This is a genomic window from Polyangiaceae bacterium, assembly GCA_020633235.1.
In the GTDB taxonomy this organism is placed as follows: domain Bacteria; phylum Myxococcota_A; class Polyangia; order Polyangiales; family Polyangiaceae; genus JACKEA01.
On the sequence record JACKEA010000001.1, the window covers coordinates 1,257,757 to 1,275,680 of the forward strand.

Genomic DNA, 17,924 nt, shown 5'->3' on the forward strand with positions numbered 1-17,924 from the left:
CCGGTGTGACTTCGGTGTAACACGCCGCCCTGCGTTCGTCTCGCCCCGAGCTTTGTCGCTGTCATGTCGGTCCGGCGCGGAAGCGCGCGCCGCGGTGTTTCCGCGGCGGACCGACAAACCCCATCAACGTTTGGGGGCGGCGTCAGGCGTCCACTCGCTCCAACCGGCGCGCAGGCCGATGCCGGCCATGAACAGGCCGCCGGTGTCGCTGTACGGTGCCCAGGAATCGCCCAGGTCGTCGCTGCCCTTCACGTTGCTGGCGCCGTCGATGAACGTCAGGCCGTCGAGCTCGAGCAGCACGTGGCCCCAGTTGTACTGGATGCCGACCTCGAGCAGAAAGTACGGATCCCAACCCTTGGCCTTGCCGCCGGGAACGGCGGAGCTGCGATCGACGTCGCTGTCGCTCACGGCATCGAGCTCGAGCTGGTGACGCACTGCGCCCACGCCCAGGGTGCTGGTGAAACGGATGGTCTCGCCGCCGCTCATGATGCGCAGGTTCGGGCCGAGACGAATGCTCTCCAGCGTCAGGCTGCGATCCAGCTGGGCGTCGGTGCCGCACTTGCGGTTGGCGGCCTTCTCCACGCGCTGGTCGCACGCTCCGGTGATGTCGTGGCGACCACCTTCGAGGAGCAGCTCCACCGCCACCGGAGTCCACAGCCGGTAGCCCGCGCGCACGCCGAAGGAACCGCCGGACGCTTTGGACGAGTCGATGGAAATGTCCTGCGGGTCGTTGCGCAGGCCGAGGCCCGAGACGCTGCCGAGGGCGTACCAGCCGCGGAGCTGGCGGGGGCCGCTGGGGGTTCCAGGAGTGGCGGGTTTTTCCGGCTCGTCTCCCGGATCGGCGGGTTCGAGGGCGGGCGCTTCGACCGTCGTGGTGCGGCCGAGCTCGACGCTCACCCGCTTCTCGAAGGGCTTCTGGCCCTCGCGGTAGACCTGCACGTAGTGCCAGCCGGGGGTCAGGGGACCGCGCCAGGAACCGAAGCGAAGCGGCTTGCCGTCCACCGCCACGGCGTCGTCGGGGTTTTGGGCGGTCACGCTCACGAAGCCCGCCGTGGCCGTGAGCGTCACCTCTTCGACCACGTCTTTCTGTCCGCCGGCGACCCGGAGCACGCGGCTCACGCGACCGTAGCCGGGGGCCTCGGCCACCAACGTGTGCTCCCCCACGTTCAAGCGTAGCGGGCGGGCGAGGGCGGCCTTGTCGAGCACGCGGCCGTCCACGCTGACCTTCGCTTCATCCACGTTGGTCTTGATGCGCACCGAGCCCACCAAAGAAGCGAGCTCGTCGATGGCGCCGCGGATGGCCTTCTCCTCGCCTTCGCCGAGCTCGGCCTTGTGACGGGAGAGCACCTGCTCCAGGGTGTCGGCGGCTTCGGCGTAGCGGAACAGCGCCTTTTGGCTGAGGGCGACGTTCTTGAGGGAGCTCGGCCCGGGCTTCAGCCGATAGGCCGCCTCGAATTCCGCCAGGGCGCCGGCGAAGTTACCGTCGTTGTAGAGCTTCACGCCGTTCTTGAAGTGTCGGCGCGCCTGCTCCGTCATGGCGTCGACGCTCTCGGCCTTCTTGTCGTCGGCCTTGGGTTGCGCGAACAGCGGCGGCGCCGCCGTGAGCAGCACGGCAGCGAGCCCCAGCCGGATGATGCGCGCGCGCTCCACGGATCCCACGGTCGACGGTCCTCGAAACCGCCTCGGGTTTACAGCGGTTTTCCGAAGCATGGAACAGTGGCGGCGCGGGGTTGGGGCCGAGCGCAGCGAGGAAGCGGGGTGTGGGGCGTAGCCCCACGGGGAAATGCCGGCGAGGCCGGCGCTGGCTGCCTACCGTTCACCTGAGTCGCCTGGCGCCGACGTGTTCAATGAAAAATGTTTAACACGAACGCTGCGGATCTACGGCCCGGAAGTGTCCAGCGTGAGGCCGCTCGCCACGCCGGCGGGTTTGGCCGTGGCTTTGGGCGTGGGCTTGATGGGGTGCGTCTTGACCGTGGGAGGCGCGGGAGCGGACGCCGAGGGCGCCGCGGCGGCGTCGGGCCGAGACGTGGCCGGCGCGACTTCTGGCTGCGGGGCCGAGGCGCTGGGCGAAGCCGTGGCCGGCGCGCCACGGGCGCCGAGGATCGGCTCCCCGCTGGCGTCCGGCGCTGGGCTCTTCTTGCCCGGCATCAGCCACACGGTGGCGGCGAAGGCGCCGAGGGCGACCACGATCACGAGCACCGCCGTGCGCAGCGTTTGGATGCGCCGCGGGGGCGTGGTGTGCACGGCAGTGCCGCTGGCGGTGGCGGTGCTCGCGGGGGTGAGCGCGGGAAGACTGGGGCCGCCGCTTGGCCGCTCCGGGAAGCTCGCCAGGGGGCCGCGGCCGTCCGCAGGGCCTCCGGTGCGCAGCAGCCCGGGTGCGGCTAGGGCCAGCGCTTCGTACATCTCGGCGGCGGTCTGAAAGCGATCCGCGCGATCGCGGGCGAGGGCCTTCTTGACTACCTCGGCGACGGCTTGCGGCACGTCCGGCGCATGCACGCGGATGTCTTCCGCGTCCTTCGTGCAGATGTCGATCAGCACGGCCTCGTACACCGTGCCCACGTGGGGCGGTCGTCCGCTGAGGGCTTCGTACAGGATCGTGCCCAAGCTGTAGAGGTCGGTCCTGCCGTCGATGTCGCGGAACGCCTGCGCCTGCTCCGGCGACATGTAGAACGCCGTTCCGAGCACGGTGCCGCGCTGGGTCAGGGTGTTGGCCGTCGCCGTGCGCGAGGCGACCTTGGAGATGCCGAAGTCGACGATCTTCACGAACATGGGATCGTCGTCGCGCTGGCACAGGAAGACGTTGTCCGGCTTGAGGTCGCGGTGAACGATGCCCGCCGCGTGGGCTCGGCCCAGGGCGCGCAACACCTGGCCGGCGATGTGCACCACTTCCGCCAGCGGCACGCGGCCCTCGCGGCGGAGGCGAGCGCGCAGGTCCTCGCCGTTCAGGAGCTCCATCACCAAGTAGGGGCGCCCTCCCGGACCCGTGCCGGAGTCGAAGATCTGGACGATGTGGGCGCTCTCTACCGCGCTGGCGGCCTCGGCCTCGCGCTGGAAGCGCGTGACCGAGTCACTGTCCCGAGCGGCGTTGTGATCGAGGAACTTCAGCGCGACGCGCTTGCCGATGGCGGTGTGGGTGGCGCGGTACACCGCCCCCATGCCGCCGCGCCCGATGACGGCGTCGACGCGATACTTGTCGGCGATGGTGCTGCCGACCAGTGCATCGTCTTCAGCGTCCGCGCCGCCCATTGCCAAGTCCAAAAGCGCGAGCGACTCGCGGCCGCCCTAGCCGCCGCATCCTAGCACGCCGCTTGTCGACCGCTCGACAAGGGGCAAAATGCGCTTACTTGCCGAGGGCGTGACGCATCCGTGACGACGTGCGCGCCGCGGCGTTCTTGTGCAGCACGCCCTTCTGGGCGGCGCGAGCGAGCTTCTTTTCGGCAACCGCCACGGCCTCTTCGGCGGCCTTCTTGTCGCCGGCTTCCACGGCCTCGCGGGCCTTGCGCACGGCGGTACGGACGCTGCTGCGCACCGCACGGTTCTTGTCCGTGCGCTTGGTGCGTTGACGGTTGCGCTTCTCTGCCGAGGGATGATTCGCCATCGTGTCGTGTTCCTGTGCTCCGCCTCAGCCCTGCTTGGCGTCCGGCGCTTTCGGGTCGTAGCCCTGGGGATGGACGGGGAAAGCGGGCGTGCTGTGCTGGGAGCGGACGCGCTTCTTGCGGCGACCGGCCTTGGAAGCGCGCATCGAGCGGCGCTTTTCGGTCTGTTGAGTCGACGAAACCATGGTCTTTCCTCGGGGCCTCTTTGAGGGGCCGGGACTATGGAAGAAGGATCGCGGCTTGTCAATCGCCGAGGTTCACGGCCGGACGGTGACGCCCACGCTGAACGTGGAGCGCGCGAAAGGCTGGACCCGCGCCTTGCTGAGAGCGGCCCGAATGCAGCTTTCCGCCGGGGTTCCCGCAGCGGGGCCGCTCACGCCCACGCTCTGCACCCGGCCGTCGGAGCCGAAGGTGACGGTGGCCCGGGAGGGGGCGTCTTGTCCCGCCACGCAGGCCCGGGCGCCGCCGAGGGGCGCCGAGATGGCCGCCTGGACGGCGCCGGAAGAGGGCTTCTCCGGCAAGTCCCCGGTCTGGGCGGCGGGCTTGCTCTTCAGCGCGAACTCCTTGTCCTCCTCGGACTCGGGATCCGGCTTGGTCTCGGGCTTGGCCGGCTCTTCCTTGGCTGCGGCTTTCTTGTCTTCTTCCGCGGGAGCGCTGCCCGCCGCCTTGCCACCACCGCTCGTGGCCGGCGCTTGCTTGGCGAGGGGACCGCTGGGCAGGTCCTCGAGGGGCACGATGTCGTCTTCTGGTTTTGTTTGTTGGCTCGTCGCGGCAGGCGTCGGGGCCTGAGCGAGCTCGGCGGCACTGGCCCCCGGCGCGGTCGCTTCCCACGGCGCGGGCTCGTCACTCTTCTGTCGGACGACGATGACGAGCGCCGCCGCGAGGCCCACCAGCGCTACGACGCCGGCGATCCACGGCCCCGCCGACGACTTCTTCTGCGCTGGCGGCGGCGCGGGCGCCACGGGGGCGGGCGGCGGCTCTGCCGCTTGCACCGCGATGCGGGCGGCGCCTTGGCGCACCGAGTCCGGGATCGAGGGCACGCTGGTGCGCGAGCGCTTGGCGAGCGAGAGGCTCTCCTTGGCGATGTCGTCGAGCTCGTCCGCTTCGGGTTCGCTGGCCTCCAGGCTGGCGCGTGCCAGCTCTGCGAGGCTCACGGGAGGGCGCTCGTCCTGTCCCTCTTCCCCGGGCTCCGCTGGCAGCGGAGCGGCCAACAGCGCATCACTGGTGCGATCCACCTTGCCGTCGGCGACGGCATCCACCACTGCATCGGCGGATTCGTCCCATGCCATGGGATCCCGCTCGGGAGCGGGCCAATCCCGGAGCATCGCCTCGGCGGCATCCGGGAGTCGCGTGTCGTCATCCATGACGCTCATCCCTTGCCTGTACTTTCCCTTGAGTAGCCCCGCTCCGCCAGGTGCGCGCGAAGCTTCTTCCGAGCCTCGTGCACGCGCCAGGCGACGGTTCCTTCGGGGCAGCCGAGCACCTCGGCGGCTTCCGCGTGGGAGAGGCCGTCGATGCTCACCAAGATCAGGGTGGTGCGGAGCGTGTCGCTCAACGCGTCGATGCCTTCGACCAATAGGCCTGCGAGCTCTCGGTCCTGCGCATGGCCGGCGGGATTGCCCGTGGTCGCGCTGCGGTCCACCGTCACGGCTTCGATGCGCGGGTCATCGGGGGTGGTGGCCTTGCGGCTCGTCTTGCGCGAGCGGATGGCATTCAAGGAAAGGTTCACGGCGATCCGATACATCCAAGTGAACGGCTCGCTCCGGCCGTCGAAGCGATCCAGCGCGCCGTAGGCGCGGACGAAGGTGTCTTGAGTGACGTCTTCCGCTTCCGCTGCGTCCCGGAGCATGTGGACGGCGAGGCGGAAGATGCGCTTCTGGTGACGGCGGACCAAAACGCCAAAAGCTTCCGCATCGCCCTGCCGGGCCGCATCCACCAGCTCACGGTCACTCTTCTGGGGCATGCCGGTCCACGCGCACGTTCGCGGCCGTGTCCAATGACCGACAGGAATGCGTGCGGAAAGTCACAGTAGCTCAACACCGAAGCATTGGACAATCGAGCGGCAGCAGCCCTTGGAGGCGCCCGTCTTTCTGTGTAACTACTTGAATTTCTGGAATAAAATGATGAGTCCCAGCGCTTGGGCAGGGGCGCCGGGGGAGTCTCCAGGGCACTGCCGGCGCCAGTTTTCTGCGGGATTTGCCCGCTGCCCCCACGCCAGCCAAGCACTCCGGTATTAGGCTACGCCCTCGCCGAACAGCATGACCGACGACATCCAAAACGGAACCCAGCCGGGGCTGGTGGCCGACGCGGTTCGAGAGCTCGAGGGGGACCTGAAGAGCGAGAGCGGAGGGCGGCGTTGGCTCCGCCGCTTGCTCGTGGTCGGCGTGGTGGTGGGCCTCTTGGTCGCCTTCGTGGCGTGGCGCCGGGCCACCCGGCCGCCGCCGGAGCCGCGCTTCAAGACCGAGAAGATCGAGAAGCGTGACGTGGTGGAGCAAGTGCAGTCCACCGGCAGCGTGAAGCCGCTCACGGAGGTGCAGGTCGGCGCCCAGGTCTCGGGTCGCGTGGTGCGCGTGCTGGTCGACTTCAACAGCGTGGTGAAGAAGGGCGATCTGCTCGCGGAGATCGATCCCAGCCTGTTCGGCGCGCAGGTGAGCCAGGCCGGTGCCCAGCTGCGAGCCTCCAAGGCCAGCGAGAAGCGCGCGGAGGCGCGCCTCGCCACCGCCAAGATCAACTTGAACCGCCTCAAGGGTCTTCAGAAAGAAGGCATCGCTTCCAGCGCGGACGTGGACTCCGCCCAGGGCGAGTTCGACGTAGCGGAAGCGGACGTTTCGGCGGCCAAGGCGCAGATCTCGCAGATCCAGGCGCAGCTCCGCTCTGCCCGGACCACCCTGGCGTACTCGCGCATCTACTCGCCCATCGACGGCGTGGTGATCAACCGCACGGTGGAGCCAGGGCAGACCGTGGCGGCGAGCTTTGCCGCGCCGGTGCTGTTCGTCATTGCTCAAGACTTGTCGAAGATGCAGGTGCTCGCGGACATCGACGAGGCCGACGTCGGCAAGGTGGAAAAGGGCATGAAGGCCGACGTCGTGGTGGACGCGTTCCCGGGCGAGAAGTTCGCCGGCGAGGTGACGCAGATCCGCTACGCGCCCAACAACGTTCAGGGCGTGGTCACCTACTCCGCGGTGATCGACGTCGCCAATCCGGACTTGAAGCTGCGCCCGGGCATGACGGCCACGGTCACGATCAAGACCCACGAGGCCAAGCAAGTGCTGGCCGTGCGCAACGCCGCGCTCCGCTTTCGCCCGCTGCCGGAGAAGGACGAAGACGGCAAGCCGAAGCCGGAGAAACCGCCCGCGCCGCTGGAGCACGGCCAAGGGCGCCTGTATCAGATCACCGGCGGCGCCCAGGGCAGCGAGACGATCGCTCCCAAGGTCGTACCCATCGGTATCACCGACGGCGTGTGGACGGCGCTCAAAGCCTCCGATCTCTCCGCCGGCGCGGAGGTCGTCGTCGAGCAACGCGAGGAAGACAAGAAGGCGTTCGGACTGTTCTGACCATGGCGGCGTTGATCGAGCTCAGCCACGTCAGCAAGGACTACGTCACGGGTCCCGAGGTGGTGCACGCGCTCCGGGACGTGAGCTTGTCGGTGGGGGAAGGGGAGCTGGTCGCCGTCGTGGGGCAGAGCGGCTCGGGCAAGAGCACGCTGATGAACATCTTGGGCTGCTTGGACCGGCCCACCCGCGGCCGCTACAGCCTGGGCGGCGTGGACGTGACCAAGCGCTCCGGAGATCAGCGCGCCCTGGTGCGTAATCGTCTCATCGGCTTCGTGTTCCAGGGCTTCAACCTACTGCCGCGCACCACCGCCCTCGAGAACGTGGAGCTTCCGCTGGTGTACCGCGGCGTGAGCGCGCGGGAGCGCCGCCGCCGGGCCAAGGCGGCCCTCGCGCAGGTGGGCCTCGCGGACCGCGCGGGACACACACCGGCGCAGCTCTCCGGCGGGCAGCAGCAACGCGTCGCCATCGCGCGGGCCCTGGTGACCGATCCGCCGCTGCTGTTGGCGGACGAGCCCACCGGCAACCTCGACACGCGCACCAGCGATGAAGTGCTCGCGCTGCTTCAGGTGCTCAGCCGCGAGCGCGGCATCACGGTGCTGATCGTCACCCACGAGCCGGAGATCGCCGCCTGCTCGTCCCGCGTGGTCACCGTGCGCGACGGTCGCATCGAGAGCGACGAGCTGAACGCCGCCCCGCGCGACGCCGCGGAGGCGCTCGCCGCTCGGGGCAGCGCCGCATGAGGCAGATCCTCACCAGCATCCGTCTGGCGCTCTCCGCCCTGCTCCGCTCCAAGATCCGCTCAGCGCTCACGTCCCTGGGCATCCTGATCGGCATCGCCGCGGTGGTGGTGGTCACGGCGCTGGGCACCGGCGCGCGCAAGATCGTGAGCGACCAGATCGAGAGCCTGGGCTCGAACCTCTTGTTCGTGTTCTACAAGCCGGTGACCAAGAGCGGCGCCCGCGGTCGCCTCGGGACGGGGGGCGGCCTCTCGGATCGCGACGCCGAGACCATCCGCCGCGAGGCCAGCGCCATCGACGACGTCACCGTGTACTCCGACGTGAACGCCCAGGTGGTGAGCGAGTACGGTAACGGGAAGATCACCGTCGTCGGCGCGGATGGCAGCTATTTTCGCGTGCGTAGCTTCGAGATCGATCGCGGTCGAGCCTTCACGGACTCCGAGGAGCAGACCAAGGCCAAGGTCGTGGTCATCGGGCCCACGGCCATCGAGAAGCTGTTCGGCAATCTGGATCCCATCGGTCACTGGATCCGCGTGGGCAAGCACCCGTTTCGCATCGTCGGCACCCTCAAGACCAAGGGGCAGTCGCCCTTCGAGGACCAAGACGATCGCATCATCATGCCCATCGGCACCTGGCGCTCGCGCGTCGTGCCCACCAACGGGGATCGCATCCAGCTGATCATGGCTACGGCCAAGAGCGCCGGGGCCAACAAGCAAGCCGTCCGCCAAGTGGACGCGATCTTGCGCCAGCGGCGCGGCTTCCTCCAAGACGAAGAGCCGGATTTTCGCATCCGCACCCAAGAGGAATTCCAGAAGAGCCAGGAGGCCATCTTCGGGATCCTCACGGCGCTGTTGCTCTCGGTCGCGGCCATCTCGCTGTTCGTCGGCGGCGTGGGTGTGATGAACATCATGCTGGTGAACGTGACGGAGCGGACGCGGGAGATCGGCATCCGCATGGCCATCGGCGCCAAGCCCGGCGACATCCGCCTGCAGTTCCTGCTGGAGTCGATCGTGCTCACGCTGTTCGGCGGCTTCGCCGGCGTGGCCCTCGCGGCGGGGCTCATCGCGCTGCTCCGCGCGAAGCTCGGCTGGGCCATGAGCGTCAGCCCCACGGCCGTGGCGGTGGCCGTGGCCACCAGCGTGGTGGTCGGCTTGGTGTTCGGCTTCTGGCCCGCGCGGCGCGCCGCGCGGCTCGATCCCATCGAGGCCCTGCGTCATGAGTAGGATGCTGCGCTTCGCCTGGACGGTGCTGCTCTTGGCGCTCGGCGCGCTTCGCCGCAACAAGCTGCGCGCGGCGCTCACGGCCTTCGGCATCCTGGTCGGCGTGGCAGCGGTCACCATCGTCGTCGCCCTGGGCGAGGGCGCCAGCGCCGCCGTCGGCGGCCGCATCGACAGCCTGGGCGAAAACGCCCTCATCGTCATCCCGCAGGAAACGCTGGCCAGCGGAGTGAAGGACGACAGCGCGCTGCCGGAGCTCACCGAGGGGGATGCCGAGGCCTTGGCGCGGGAGGCCGACGACGTGGAGCGCGCCGCGCCGATGCTCGCGGGGTTTTCCCAGCTGGTGTGGCGTGATCAGAACGTCGCCACCCAGACCATCGGCACCACGCTCGACTTCTTCGCCATCCGCCGCTGGAAGGCGTCCGCGGGCTCGCTGTGGGCGCCGAGCGCGGAGACGGTGGGCGACAAGGTGTGCGTCATCGGCGCCACCGTGCGCCGCGAGCTGTTCGGTACCGAGGATCCCATCGGCCAAGTCATTCGCATCGGCCAGCACCCGTTTCGCGTCATCGGTCTGTTGGAAGAGAAAGGGCAGGGGCCCTTCGGCAACGATCAGGACGACGCCGTCATCATGCCGGTGCTCACCATGCGCGCGAAGCTCTCGCCCACGCGTCCCGGTGTGGTGCATCGCATCTTGCTCCAGGGCAAGACGCCGGAGAGCGCCGCAGCCGCCGAGCGTCAGGTCACCGCCATCCTGCGGCAGCGTCACCACCTGGCAGAGGGCGCGGAGAACGACTTCCGCCTGCGCAGCCAAGAGGAGTTCCGTCGCACGCAGGAGAAGATCCTCGGCGTGCTGCGCATGCTGCTGCTCGCCATCGCCGCCGTCAGTCTCGTGGTCGGCGGCATCGGCGTCATGAACATCATGCTCGTGAGCGTCGCCGAGCGGACGCGGGAAATCGGCATCCGCATGGCCATCGGCGCGCGGGAGGCGGACATCCGCGTGCAGTTCCTCACGGAAGCGGTGATGCTCGCCCTGGTGGGCGGCGCCGCCGGCACCGTGCTCGCCTATCTCGCCGTCAGCGCCCTCGCCCACGCCCTCAAGTGGGAGATGGGCGTCTCCATCGACGCACTGCTCGTCGCGCTCGGCACCAGCACCTGCGTCGGCGTGGTGTTCGGCTTCGTGCCCGCGCACCGCGCCGCACGCATGGATCCGATCCAGGCCCTCGGTCGCGAATAGCGCCGCTTTTCATTTCTTGCCGGTCCGCCGCGGAAACGCCGCGCATCGCCGCCCGCGGCGCGGAGGTTCCGCGGCGGACCAACATCATCATGGACACGATGCGGCGTGGACGGGAGGCGGAGCTACGTGGAGGGCGCGAGCGATTCCCCGACGAGCCTCGCGTCGGACGGAGCTGGCGGTCGTCAGTCCCCGGCGTTGGGGAACTTCTTCTTGAGCAGATCCCCCAAGGTGCCGAAGCCGCCCTCGCGCTGTAGCGCTTGACGGTACTCGCGGTGCGCCTTGCGCTCCTCGTCGTCCTTCATGGCGCGGATGCTGAGCTTGGGCTCGCCCCGGCGCGGATCCACGTCGATGATCTTGGCGTCCAGCTGGCTGCCGATCTTGAAGGCCTTGCGCAGATCGGTGCCGCGCTGGGTGCCCGTCTGGCCGGCGGGGATGAAGCCGCGGGCGGCGCGACCGGTGACACCGAGAACACGCACCACCAGGCCGGAGCCTTCGGGCTTGGCGACCTCCACCTTGACGATCTGATTGCGCGCGACCTTTTGGGGAGCTTCTTCCGCTTGCTCCGCTGGCGGCGCGGGGTGCAGGGCGATGCGCTTGTTGCGCGTGTCGAAGTGGTGGACCACCACCTCGATGTCCTGGCCCTCCGTCGCGATCTCCTTCGGATGCTCCACGCGGTTGAAGGAGAGATCCGAAACGTGGATGAGGCCGTCCACGCCGCTGTCGAGCTGGACGAACACGCCGAAGTCCTCCACCCGCACGACCTTGCCGGTGTGGCGCGAGCCCGGCGCGTACTTCTGCTTGGCCTCCGCCCAGGGATCCTCGATGAGGGCCTTGCGGCTGAGCCAGATCTTCCCCTTCTCGTCGATCTTGGTGATCTTCACCTCGATCTGATCGCCGGGCTTGAACAGCTCCGCCATCCGAGCGCGGGCGTCGTGGCTGGCCTCCGACACGTGGACCAGGCCTTCGAGGTTCTCGGCCTCGGGCAGGGCCACGAAGGCGCCCCACTCCACCACGGTACGGACCACGCCCTTCATGTCCTGCCCCTCTTGGAGCAGGCCCAGGGCGTGCTTGCGGCGCTCGTGGGCCTCCGCCTCCAGCATCGGGCGACGGGTGACCACGATGTCCCGCCCTCCGCTCTTGAAGTGTACGACCTTGAAGTCGAGCACCTGGCCGAGGAGCGCGGCGAAGTTCGCCTGGTTCGGATGCAGATCCATGCCCGAAGCGGGGGCGAAGGCACGCAGGCCGCGGATGTCGACCTCCACGCCGCCCTTGATGACGCCGGTGATGAGACCCGGGATCAGCGTGCCGTCCTTCGCGGACATCTCCACGAAGGGCTTGGCTTCTTCTTCTCGCAGCGGCTTGCGCGTGAGCACCACGAGCCCGCCGCGGGCGCCGTCGTTGTGCACGCGGGCCACGAAGCGATCGCCGACGGAGGGGATCAGATCGTCCGGCTCCATCTCCGTGCGATCGAAGATGGCCAGGGCCTTGCCGCCGAGATCCACCATCACGGCGGTGTCCAACACGGCGGTGACCTTGCCGAACACTTCTTCGCCAACGTGGAACGGCGCGCGCTCGTTGGCGGGGCGCTGGGCAGGGTGCTCACCGCCCGGCTTCTTCTTGCGCTTCTTGCGCTTCTTCTTCTTCTTGCCGCCTTCACCCGCCGCGGCTTCCGCAGCCGCCGCGGGCGCGGTGCTCTGCTCGACCGGCGCGCCGGCTTCTGCCGCCGCTTCCGCGGGCGTGCTCGCTTCCGCGGGCGCGCTCGCTTCCGCGGGCGCGCTCGCTTCCGCGGGCGCGCTCGCTTCTGCGGGCGTGCCGGCCTCCGCGGGCGCGCTCGCCTCCGCGGGCGTGCTCGCTTCGCTCGGCGTGGTCGATGTGGAAGGGGCGTCGGCCGCGCGAGGCTCTTCCGGCGGCGTGGCTTCGGTCGCCTCGCCGGGGGCAGCGTTGTCGGGGCCGTGTTCTCCAGAGGTCATGACGGGTCCGCTATGGGGGTTCGCCGTATAACGCGCCTGCTCTCGGGTGCCAATCGCGACGCGCACTCGGGGTTCAGCGAGTGATGGGCAGATGTTTGTTGACGCCCCCGGTGCGATCGATGCTGAGGCCCTGGGCCTGGGTGTTCTGCCGCTCGATTTCCTCCACCAGGCGGTCCGCGACCTCGATGAACGCCTTGGCGATTTCCGAGCCGGGTGAGGCCTGGACCACGGGCGTGCCCGCGTCCCCCCACTTTCGGACGTCCGGGTGCAGCGGGATCTGGCCGAGGAGCGGTGCCCCCGCGAGCTCCGCGACCTTTTGCCCGCCGCCGCTGCCGAACAGCTCGTGGCGTTTGTCGCAGCCGTCACACACGAAGTAGCTCTCGTTCTCGACGATGCCGGTGATCGGGATGCCGACCTTCTGGCACATGCTGACGGCCTTGTAGACGTCCATCAGCGCCACCTCCTGCGGCGTGGTCACCATCACGGCGCCGTTGGTGCGCACCTGCTGAGAGAGGGTGAGGGCGATGTCGCCGGTGCCCGGCGGCAAGTCGAGCACGAGAAAATCGAGCTCGCCCCAGGCGACGTCCTTCAAGAATTGCATCAAGGCGCCCTGCAGCATGGGGCCGCGCCACACCACGGCGCTCTTGGGATCTTCCAGCAAGAAGCCGATGCTCATCAGCGAAAGGCCGAAGCGGCTGAGCGGCTTGATCTGGGTGCCGTCGCTCATCGGCTGGCCGGTGATGCCGAGCATGGTGGGCACGCTGGGCCCGTACATGTCCGCGTCCAGGAGCCCGGTGCGGTAGCCACGGCGCACCAGCGCCAGTGCCAGGTTCGCGGCGACGGTGCTCTTGCCGACGCCACCCTTGCCGCTCATCACCAGGATGATGTTCTTGACGCTGGGGACGGGATCGCCGTCGGCGATGGGGCGACCGGAAACGGGCTCGGACATGCCGGTTCGTTAGGACCAGTCGCGGGGGCTGTCAACGTCACAGCACGCCGCTGAGCCACGCCAGCGCGATCCCCACACCAAAGCCGCCCAGCAGGGCGAGCCACGGCGCCAGGCGACCCTTCTCCGATGGCTCGTGCTCGGAGGCTCGCGTGGGAGGCGCCGTCGAGGCGTGGCGTTCTTCCACCTCCGGGCCCACCGGAAGGGGAGTCCCCGGGGCCAGCCCGAAGGACTCCGCATCCAAGTGGGGCGCGGAAGGCGCTCGGGGGATCTTGGGCTCGAACAACAGATCTTCCGACAGGGTCATCGCGGAAGCATCGAAATGCAGCGTGTCTTCGCTCGGGAAGCTGTCGAAGCGCGGCGCCCGCTTCACGTCCACCAGCGGGATCGGCTCCGCGCTGACCTCGGAGCGCATGCTGGGCAGGTACTCCCAGCTCACGAAGGGCACCAGCCGCGCCCCGAGGGCGCTCGCGCTCTGGGGGCGATCGTCCGGGTCGACGGCGAGGGCATCCTCCACCACTTCCGTGAGCGCTTCGGGCAGGTCCGGCCGGAGCTCCGCGAGCGGCGTGTGGCGCCCGCGCACCACTGCCGTCAACAGCTCCATGGGCGACGCGCCGCTGGCAGGGCGCACCCCGCTCAAGAGCTCGTACAAGAGCACGCCGGCAGCGTAGACGTCCGCCCGGGCATCGACTTCGCGGCCGAGCACCTGTTCCGGCGCCATGTACACCGGGGTGCCCAATAGCGCGCCGTCCGCCAGCGCGTCCTCGCTCCGATCCAGGATGCCCTTGGCGATCCCGAAGTCGAGCACCTTCACCCGCGGCCGGTCCGGCTCCGGATGCGTCACCATCACGTTCGTCGGCTTCAGGTCGCGGTGGACGATGCCGGCCACGTGCGCCGCGCTCAAGGCGCTCAGCACCTGCAGCATCAGCTCGCAGGCGTAGGGGTAGGGGAGCGGCCCGCGGCTCTCGAGCAGCTCCGCGAGCGTTTCACCGCTGAGCAGCTCCATCACCATGTAGGCAACGTCGTGCTCGTCGATGCCCACGTCGTAGATGTCGACGACGTTCTTGTGGCGCACCGTCGCCGCGGCGCGCGCCTCCGCCAAGAAGCGCGCCTGGATCTGCGGATGACGCCCGAGCTCTCGGTGCAGGATCTTGAGGGCGACGCGCCGCCCCGTCAGGGCGTGCTCGGCCTCGTACACGGTGGCCGACCCTCCCACCCCGAGCTCTCCGCACAGCGCGTACTTACCAGCGACCAGGTCTAGCTCTCGAGCGTGGGTCATGGCTTTGCACCATGTGGAGAGAACGACCCGAGCCGTCAGCCCTTGAGCAAAAAGAGCCTACCGAGCTTTCGAGAGCATGTCGGTCCGCCGCGGAACCTCGCGAATCGCCAGCGCGACGGGGCTCGCGCCGGACCGACAAACCCACAAAAACAAACCGGCGCGCCCCGAAGGACGCGCCGGCTCGTTCTGACGGGGCTATCGGGCTCAGCCCGCGGAGCCCTCGCCCTTCACGCTGGCGCTGGCGTTGACCGAGACGTTGATCGACGCGGAGGCCTGGCCTGCCACATCGAAGGCGCCCGCGAAGCACACCGCGCCGGCCGCAGATAGGTCTGCTGCCGCCTGAAGCGACGCGCCCACCTGGGAAGCGAGGTTCAGGATCGGGTCCTTGAGCGTAAGGGTCATGTTGAGCGCGGCCGCGATGTCGCCGCCGTGCGCCTTGAGCGCCGCGTACAGCTCTGCGTCGCCGTTCACCTTGATGATGGCCTCGCCGCCGCAGTCCACGCTGGCCGAAGCCTGAGCGTCACAGGAGCCCTGACACTCCGCGTCGACCTCGCAGTTCAGCTTTCCTTCACAGTGCGGCTCGGTGTAGTCCACCGAGCAGCCACCAGTGCAGGTGCCTTCGCACGTGGCGGGAGTCACTGCGCAGGTGCCGCTGCAGGTACCCTGGCAGTTCACACCGGCGTCCGCCGTGCACTTGCCAGTGCACTGACCGGTGCAGCCACCTTCGAAGTTCCCGCTGCACTGCGCCGAACAGCTGCCCGAAGCCGCGCCACCGGTGCAGCTGCCTTCGCACTTGCCCTTGCAGTTGCCCGCAGCGCTGCCGCTGGTGGCGGTGCCGTCGCAAGTGCCTTCGCAGGTGCCTTCGCAAGTGCCGCTGAAGCTCGCGCTGCAGCCAGCGTCGCAGGTGCCTTCCCAGGTCGGTGCGTCGCAGGTGCCGGTGCACGAGCCCGAGCAACTGATCGCGGCGGTTGCTTCGCAGGTGCCCTTGCACTCGCCCTCACACGCGACCGACGGGGCCGTGCAGGAGCCGCTGCACTCCGCGGAGCACTTGCCCGAGAGCTCCCCAGGCGTACACGACGCCGCGATGTCGCAGTTGGCGGCCGCGGCGCACTTCGCTTGGCAGTTGGCCTGTACCGAAGCGTTCACCTTGCACGAGTAGGTGGCCGAGACGCTGACGGTGACGCCCGCGTCGAGGGCGCTCTTCACGCGGGCATTGAGCACGCCGCAGGCGCCCGCAGCGTCCGTCTTGCTCGTGTCCAGCCCGAGGTCAGCGTTGATCGCGTTGCACGTGGTTGCCCACTTGGCTTCCAGCTTCAGAGCAGCCGCTTTGAGGTCGGCCGCCGCATCGGCGAACGCCTTGATTTTGGCGTCCGCCTTGGCGGACACATCCAACCCGTCGCAGCCCTTGGCTGCGTTGGCCGCGTCCTCGGCGCTGCTACAGCCGCCCGCGAGCGGAACGACCAGGGCCGCCACCAGGGCGGGACCAGCCAAGAACCGGAAAGAGTTCGTCTTCTTCATAACTCAAGCACTCCTTGTTCCCCTGAATCACCCGAGCGGGCCGAGCCCGCAGGGAAGTTGGACGACCCGGCGCCCAACCCGATGCAAGGCTAACCCGGCGCGGCCGACTGTCCAAACCCCAGCGGACTTTTCGAATGAGGTCGTACGGATAGCGCCCCGCGTCAGAGGGGCGGCCAGCACCCCGTCTGGGGGGACGCGTTGGGGGCGGCAATATTGGCGCCCACGCACTTTTGGTACAGCGGGCTGCCCCCGGCCTGGACCTGCGGCCCGCCGTAGCACTGCATGGCAGCGCCGCCTGGCGTCTGCGGGCAGCCGCCACCGGTGCAGATGGCTTGCTGGACCAGCGGCAAACCGGTGCAGTCACAGCTGGGGGTCAGATCCACGCAGTAGCGCTCGCCGCTGAAGTCGCTCGACAGGCACAGGCCGGTCGGGCAGTCGCCGTCGTCCAAACACGGCTCGCAGCTCTTGCCGGTGCCCTTGCAGCTGCCGAAGCGATGGGCGCAGGTGGCCACGCCCAGGTCCTGGTCCCACACGTCGCAGATGCTGGCGGAGCCCCAGGGGCAGGCGTTGGGTAGGTTCGGGTCGCACTCCACGGTGCAGATCTTGTTGCCCTTGGTGTCCTTGGCGCACACCTGACCCTGGACCGCGAGGCAGTCCGCGTCGGTCTCGCACTCGTTGCAGTACTCGCGCTTGAGGCAGATGTTGCGGAGCAGGGTCAACGGACCGCAGCTGTACTCCTTGCCGTCGCCGATCTTGGCCGCCTCTATGCATTCGGTTCCGGGCGGCGCGCATTTCTTCTTCTCTGCACCACACGCCATAGAAGTGTCCTGACACCCCAAACAGGTATTGGTATTCGTGTCGCACGTCTGTTTCGGGTTCTTGCAGGTACCGTCAGCTTCGCAGGGAAGGTTGGTGGCCACACAGTCCTTGGCGGCCGGAAGAAACCCGCACGCCGCCTCACACGTCACTCGACCTGTTCGCGTCGTAGAGCAGAAGTAACCGGTGGCACAGTCGCTGTCGGCGAGGCACTCGTCCTTCGTGCAGTAAGCGTCCACGTCGCCCGGGCCCGATCCGACGCACAAGAAGCCGTTGGGCTTGTCACAGTCGTCGCACTTGTTCGTCTTCGGATCGCAGAACTGGCTGGGGTTGTCGCACTTGCCCTCGGCGTTGCAGTCCGGCGTGTTGAGCTCGGGGCAGGCGGTGCCGAACTGCCCATCGGGGTAGGCGTCGCCCTGCACGCAATAGTTCACCGTCTGGCCGGGATCCGCAGCGCCCGGCTCGTCCGGATAGAGCTTGCCGCCCGGGGTGCAGTGGCCCACGCCCTTGCAGTCCGCGTGGGTACGGCAGCCCGCGATGGTGCAGGTTCCGTCGACGCACTTGAAGCCGCGCGCGACGTCGCACTCCGCGCTCGTTTCACACGGCTCGAACTGGCCGATGCCGCCGTCGTGATCGGTGAAGGGCGGCTTGTAACAGAAGTATCCATCGGTTGCGGGGTTGGCGACGGTCTGCGCGATGGCGTGCACACAGTTCTTGCCCGCGGCGCAGTCGTCGTTCGTCTGACACGGCTCTGCGCAGTAGTTGTAGAGGCACGCGCTTCCGGGCACCGCGCAGTCCGCCGGGTTGCACTTCTTCTCGCAGCGTCCGTCGGGTGTCTCGTAGCCGTCGCACACCGCGTCCTTGCTGGAGCAGGCGACGGGCACCAGGGAGCCGAGCACCAGCACCGCCGCAATGGCCGCTCGTGCAGGAGTGAGAAGGGATTTCCAGAAACTGCGCATGACCTAGACCTCGAACGGGAGGGCCCGCGGGCCCCGGATCCCCGGTGGATTCAGAAGAAGCATGACCGACCAGCCGCGCTCGGGCCGGCGGGAGGCCC

Annotated in this window: 15 protein-coding genes; 4 read left to right on the forward strand and 11 right to left on the reverse strand. The window is 68.7% G+C overall.

The annotated features are described in order from the left end of the window. Positions 1-123: 123 nt before the first annotated feature. The 6 genes from H6717_05615 to H6717_05640 form a co-directional block, all read right to left on the reverse strand. Positions 124-1,659 carry a hypothetical protein gene (locus tag H6717_05615; protein ID MCB9576486.1) on the reverse strand — a complete coding sequence of 512 codons (1,536 nt, stop codon included), beginning with the start codon at positions 1,657-1,659 and terminating at the stop codon, positions 124-126. Positions 1,660-1,878: 219 nt separating this feature from the next. Next, positions 1,879-3,246, reverse strand: a complete 1,368-nt coding sequence (locus H6717_05620) for a protein kinase (GenBank protein ID MCB9576487.1) — start codon at positions 3,244-3,246, stop codon at positions 1,879-1,881. Between the two features lie 94 nt (positions 3,247-3,340). Next, positions 3,341-3,598 carry a 30S ribosomal protein S20 gene (gene rpsT, locus H6717_05625; protein MCB9576488.1) on the reverse strand — a complete coding sequence of 86 codons (258 nt, stop codon included), beginning with the start codon at positions 3,596-3,598 and terminating at the stop codon, positions 3,341-3,343. A 24-nt stretch (positions 3,599-3,622) separates the two neighbouring features. Then, positions 3,623-3,781, reverse strand: a complete 159-nt coding sequence (locus H6717_05630) for a hypothetical protein (GenBank protein MCB9576489.1) — start codon at positions 3,779-3,781, stop codon at positions 3,623-3,625. Between the two features lie 72 nt (positions 3,782-3,853). Further along, positions 3,854-4,969, reverse strand: coding sequence for a hypothetical protein (locus H6717_05635; protein ID MCB9576490.1), 1,116 nt, complete (start codon positions 4,967-4,969; stop codon positions 3,854-3,856). Next, on the reverse strand, positions 4,966-5,559 hold the full coding sequence (locus H6717_05640) for a sigma-70 family RNA polymerase sigma factor (protein ID MCB9576491.1): 594 nt from the start codon (positions 5,557-5,559) through the stop codon (positions 4,966-4,968). The genes H6717_05635 and H6717_05640 overlap by 4 nt, the downstream gene beginning before the upstream one ends. A 295-nt stretch (positions 5,560-5,854) precedes the next feature. Between H6717_05640 and H6717_05645 the strand changes: the two genes are divergently transcribed. From H6717_05645 to H6717_05660, 4 genes are read left to right on the forward strand one after another with little or no spacing between them, the layout of a single operon-like run. Then, positions 5,855-7,150 (forward strand): efflux RND transporter periplasmic adaptor subunit, encoded by a 1,296-nt coding sequence (locus H6717_05645; GenBank protein MCB9576492.1) that lies wholly within the window; start codon positions 5,855-5,857, stop codon positions 7,148-7,150. Between the two features lie 11 nt (positions 7,151-7,161). Then, the gene (locus tag H6717_05650) at positions 7,162-7,890 is read left to right on the forward strand and encodes an ABC transporter ATP-binding protein (protein ID MCB9576493.1); all 729 of its coding nucleotides are present in this window, start codon (positions 7,162-7,164) and stop codon (positions 7,888-7,890) included. Beyond that, the gene (locus H6717_05655; protein ID MCB9576494.1) at positions 7,887-9,110 is read left to right on the forward strand and encodes an ABC transporter permease; all 1,224 of its coding nucleotides are present in this window, start codon (positions 7,887-7,889) and stop codon (positions 9,108-9,110) included. The genes H6717_05650 and H6717_05655 overlap by 4 nt, the downstream gene beginning before the upstream one ends. Then, positions 9,103-10,338, forward strand: a complete 1,236-nt coding sequence (locus H6717_05660) for an ABC transporter permease (GenBank protein MCB9576495.1) — start codon at positions 9,103-9,105, stop codon at positions 10,336-10,338. Before H6717_05655 ends, H6717_05660 begins: the two co-directional genes overlap by 8 nt. 182 nt (positions 10,339-10,520) lie before the next feature. On the opposite strand, the gene H6717_05665 is transcribed toward H6717_05660, so the two are convergent. The 5 genes from H6717_05665 to H6717_05685 form a co-directional block, all read right to left on the reverse strand. Then, complete coding sequence (locus tag H6717_05665; protein ID MCB9576496.1) at positions 10,521-12,308, reverse strand: 30S ribosomal protein S1; 1,788 nt, start codon at positions 12,306-12,308, stop codon at positions 10,521-10,523. Positions 12,309-12,381: 73 nt separating this feature from the next. Beyond that, complete coding sequence (locus tag H6717_05670) at positions 12,382-13,257, reverse strand: Mrp/NBP35 family ATP-binding protein (GenBank protein ID MCB9576497.1); 876 nt, start codon at positions 13,255-13,257, stop codon at positions 12,382-12,384. A 37-nt stretch (positions 13,258-13,294) separates the two neighbouring features. Then, positions 13,295-14,533 carry a serine/threonine protein kinase gene (locus H6717_05675; GenBank protein MCB9576498.1) on the reverse strand — a complete coding sequence of 413 codons (1,239 nt, stop codon included), beginning with the start codon at positions 14,531-14,533 and terminating at the stop codon, positions 13,295-13,297. 204 nt (positions 14,534-14,737) lie between these two features. Then, positions 14,738-16,051, reverse strand: a complete 1,314-nt coding sequence (locus tag H6717_05680; GenBank protein MCB9576499.1) for a hypothetical protein — start codon at positions 16,049-16,051, stop codon at positions 14,738-14,740. Between the two features lie 161 nt (positions 16,052-16,212). Then, positions 16,213-17,826, reverse strand: coding sequence for a hypothetical protein (locus H6717_05685; protein ID MCB9576500.1), 1,614 nt, complete (start codon positions 17,824-17,826; stop codon positions 16,213-16,215). Between the last annotated feature and the right edge of the window lie 98 nt (positions 17,827-17,924).

Bases quoted from the DNA above. Each gene is read 5' to 3' on its own strand.
- H6717_05620 (MCB9576487.1), bottom strand. From the start codon at position 3,246: ATGGGCGGCGCGGACGCTGAAGACGATGCACTGGTCGGCAGCACCATC.
- rpsT (MCB9576488.1), bottom strand. From the start codon at position 3,598: ATGGCGAATCATCCCTCGGCAGAGAAGCGCAACCGTCAACGCACCAAG.
- H6717_05630 (MCB9576489.1), bottom strand. From the start codon at position 3,781: ATGGTTTCGTCGACTCAACAGACCGAAAAGCGCCGCTCGATGCGCGCT.
- H6717_05635 (MCB9576490.1), bottom strand. From the start codon at position 4,969: ATGAGCGTCATGGATGACGACACGCGACTCCCGGATGCCGCCGAGGCG.
- H6717_05640 (MCB9576491.1), bottom strand. From the start codon at position 5,559: ATGCCCCAGAAGAGTGACCGTGAGCTGGTGGATGCGGCCCGGCAGGGC.
- H6717_05645 (MCB9576492.1), top strand. From the start codon at position 5,855: ATGACCGACGACATCCAAAACGGAACCCAGCCGGGGCTGGTGGCCGAC.
- H6717_05655 (MCB9576494.1), top strand. From the start codon at position 7,887: ATGAGGCAGATCCTCACCAGCATCCGTCTGGCGCTCTCCGCCCTGCTC.
- H6717_05660 (MCB9576495.1), top strand. From the start codon at position 9,103: ATGAGTAGGATGCTGCGCTTCGCCTGGACGGTGCTGCTCTTGGCGCTC.
- H6717_05665 (MCB9576496.1), bottom strand. From the start codon at position 12,308: ATGACCTCTGGAGAACACGGCCCCGACAACGCTGCCCCCGGCGAGGCG.
- H6717_05670 (MCB9576497.1), bottom strand. From the start codon at position 13,257: ATGTCCGAGCCCGTTTCCGGTCGCCCCATCGCCGACGGCGATCCCGTC.
- H6717_05675 (MCB9576498.1), bottom strand. From the start codon at position 14,533: ATGACCCACGCTCGAGAGCTAGACCTGGTCGCTGGTAAGTACGCGCTG.
- H6717_05680 (MCB9576499.1), bottom strand. From the start codon at position 16,051: ATGAAGAAGACGAACTCTTTCCGGTTCTTGGCTGGTCCCGCCCTGGTG.
- H6717_05685 (MCB9576500.1), bottom strand. From the start codon at position 17,826: ATGCGCAGTTTCTGGAAATCCCTTCTCACTCCTGCACGAGCGGCCATT.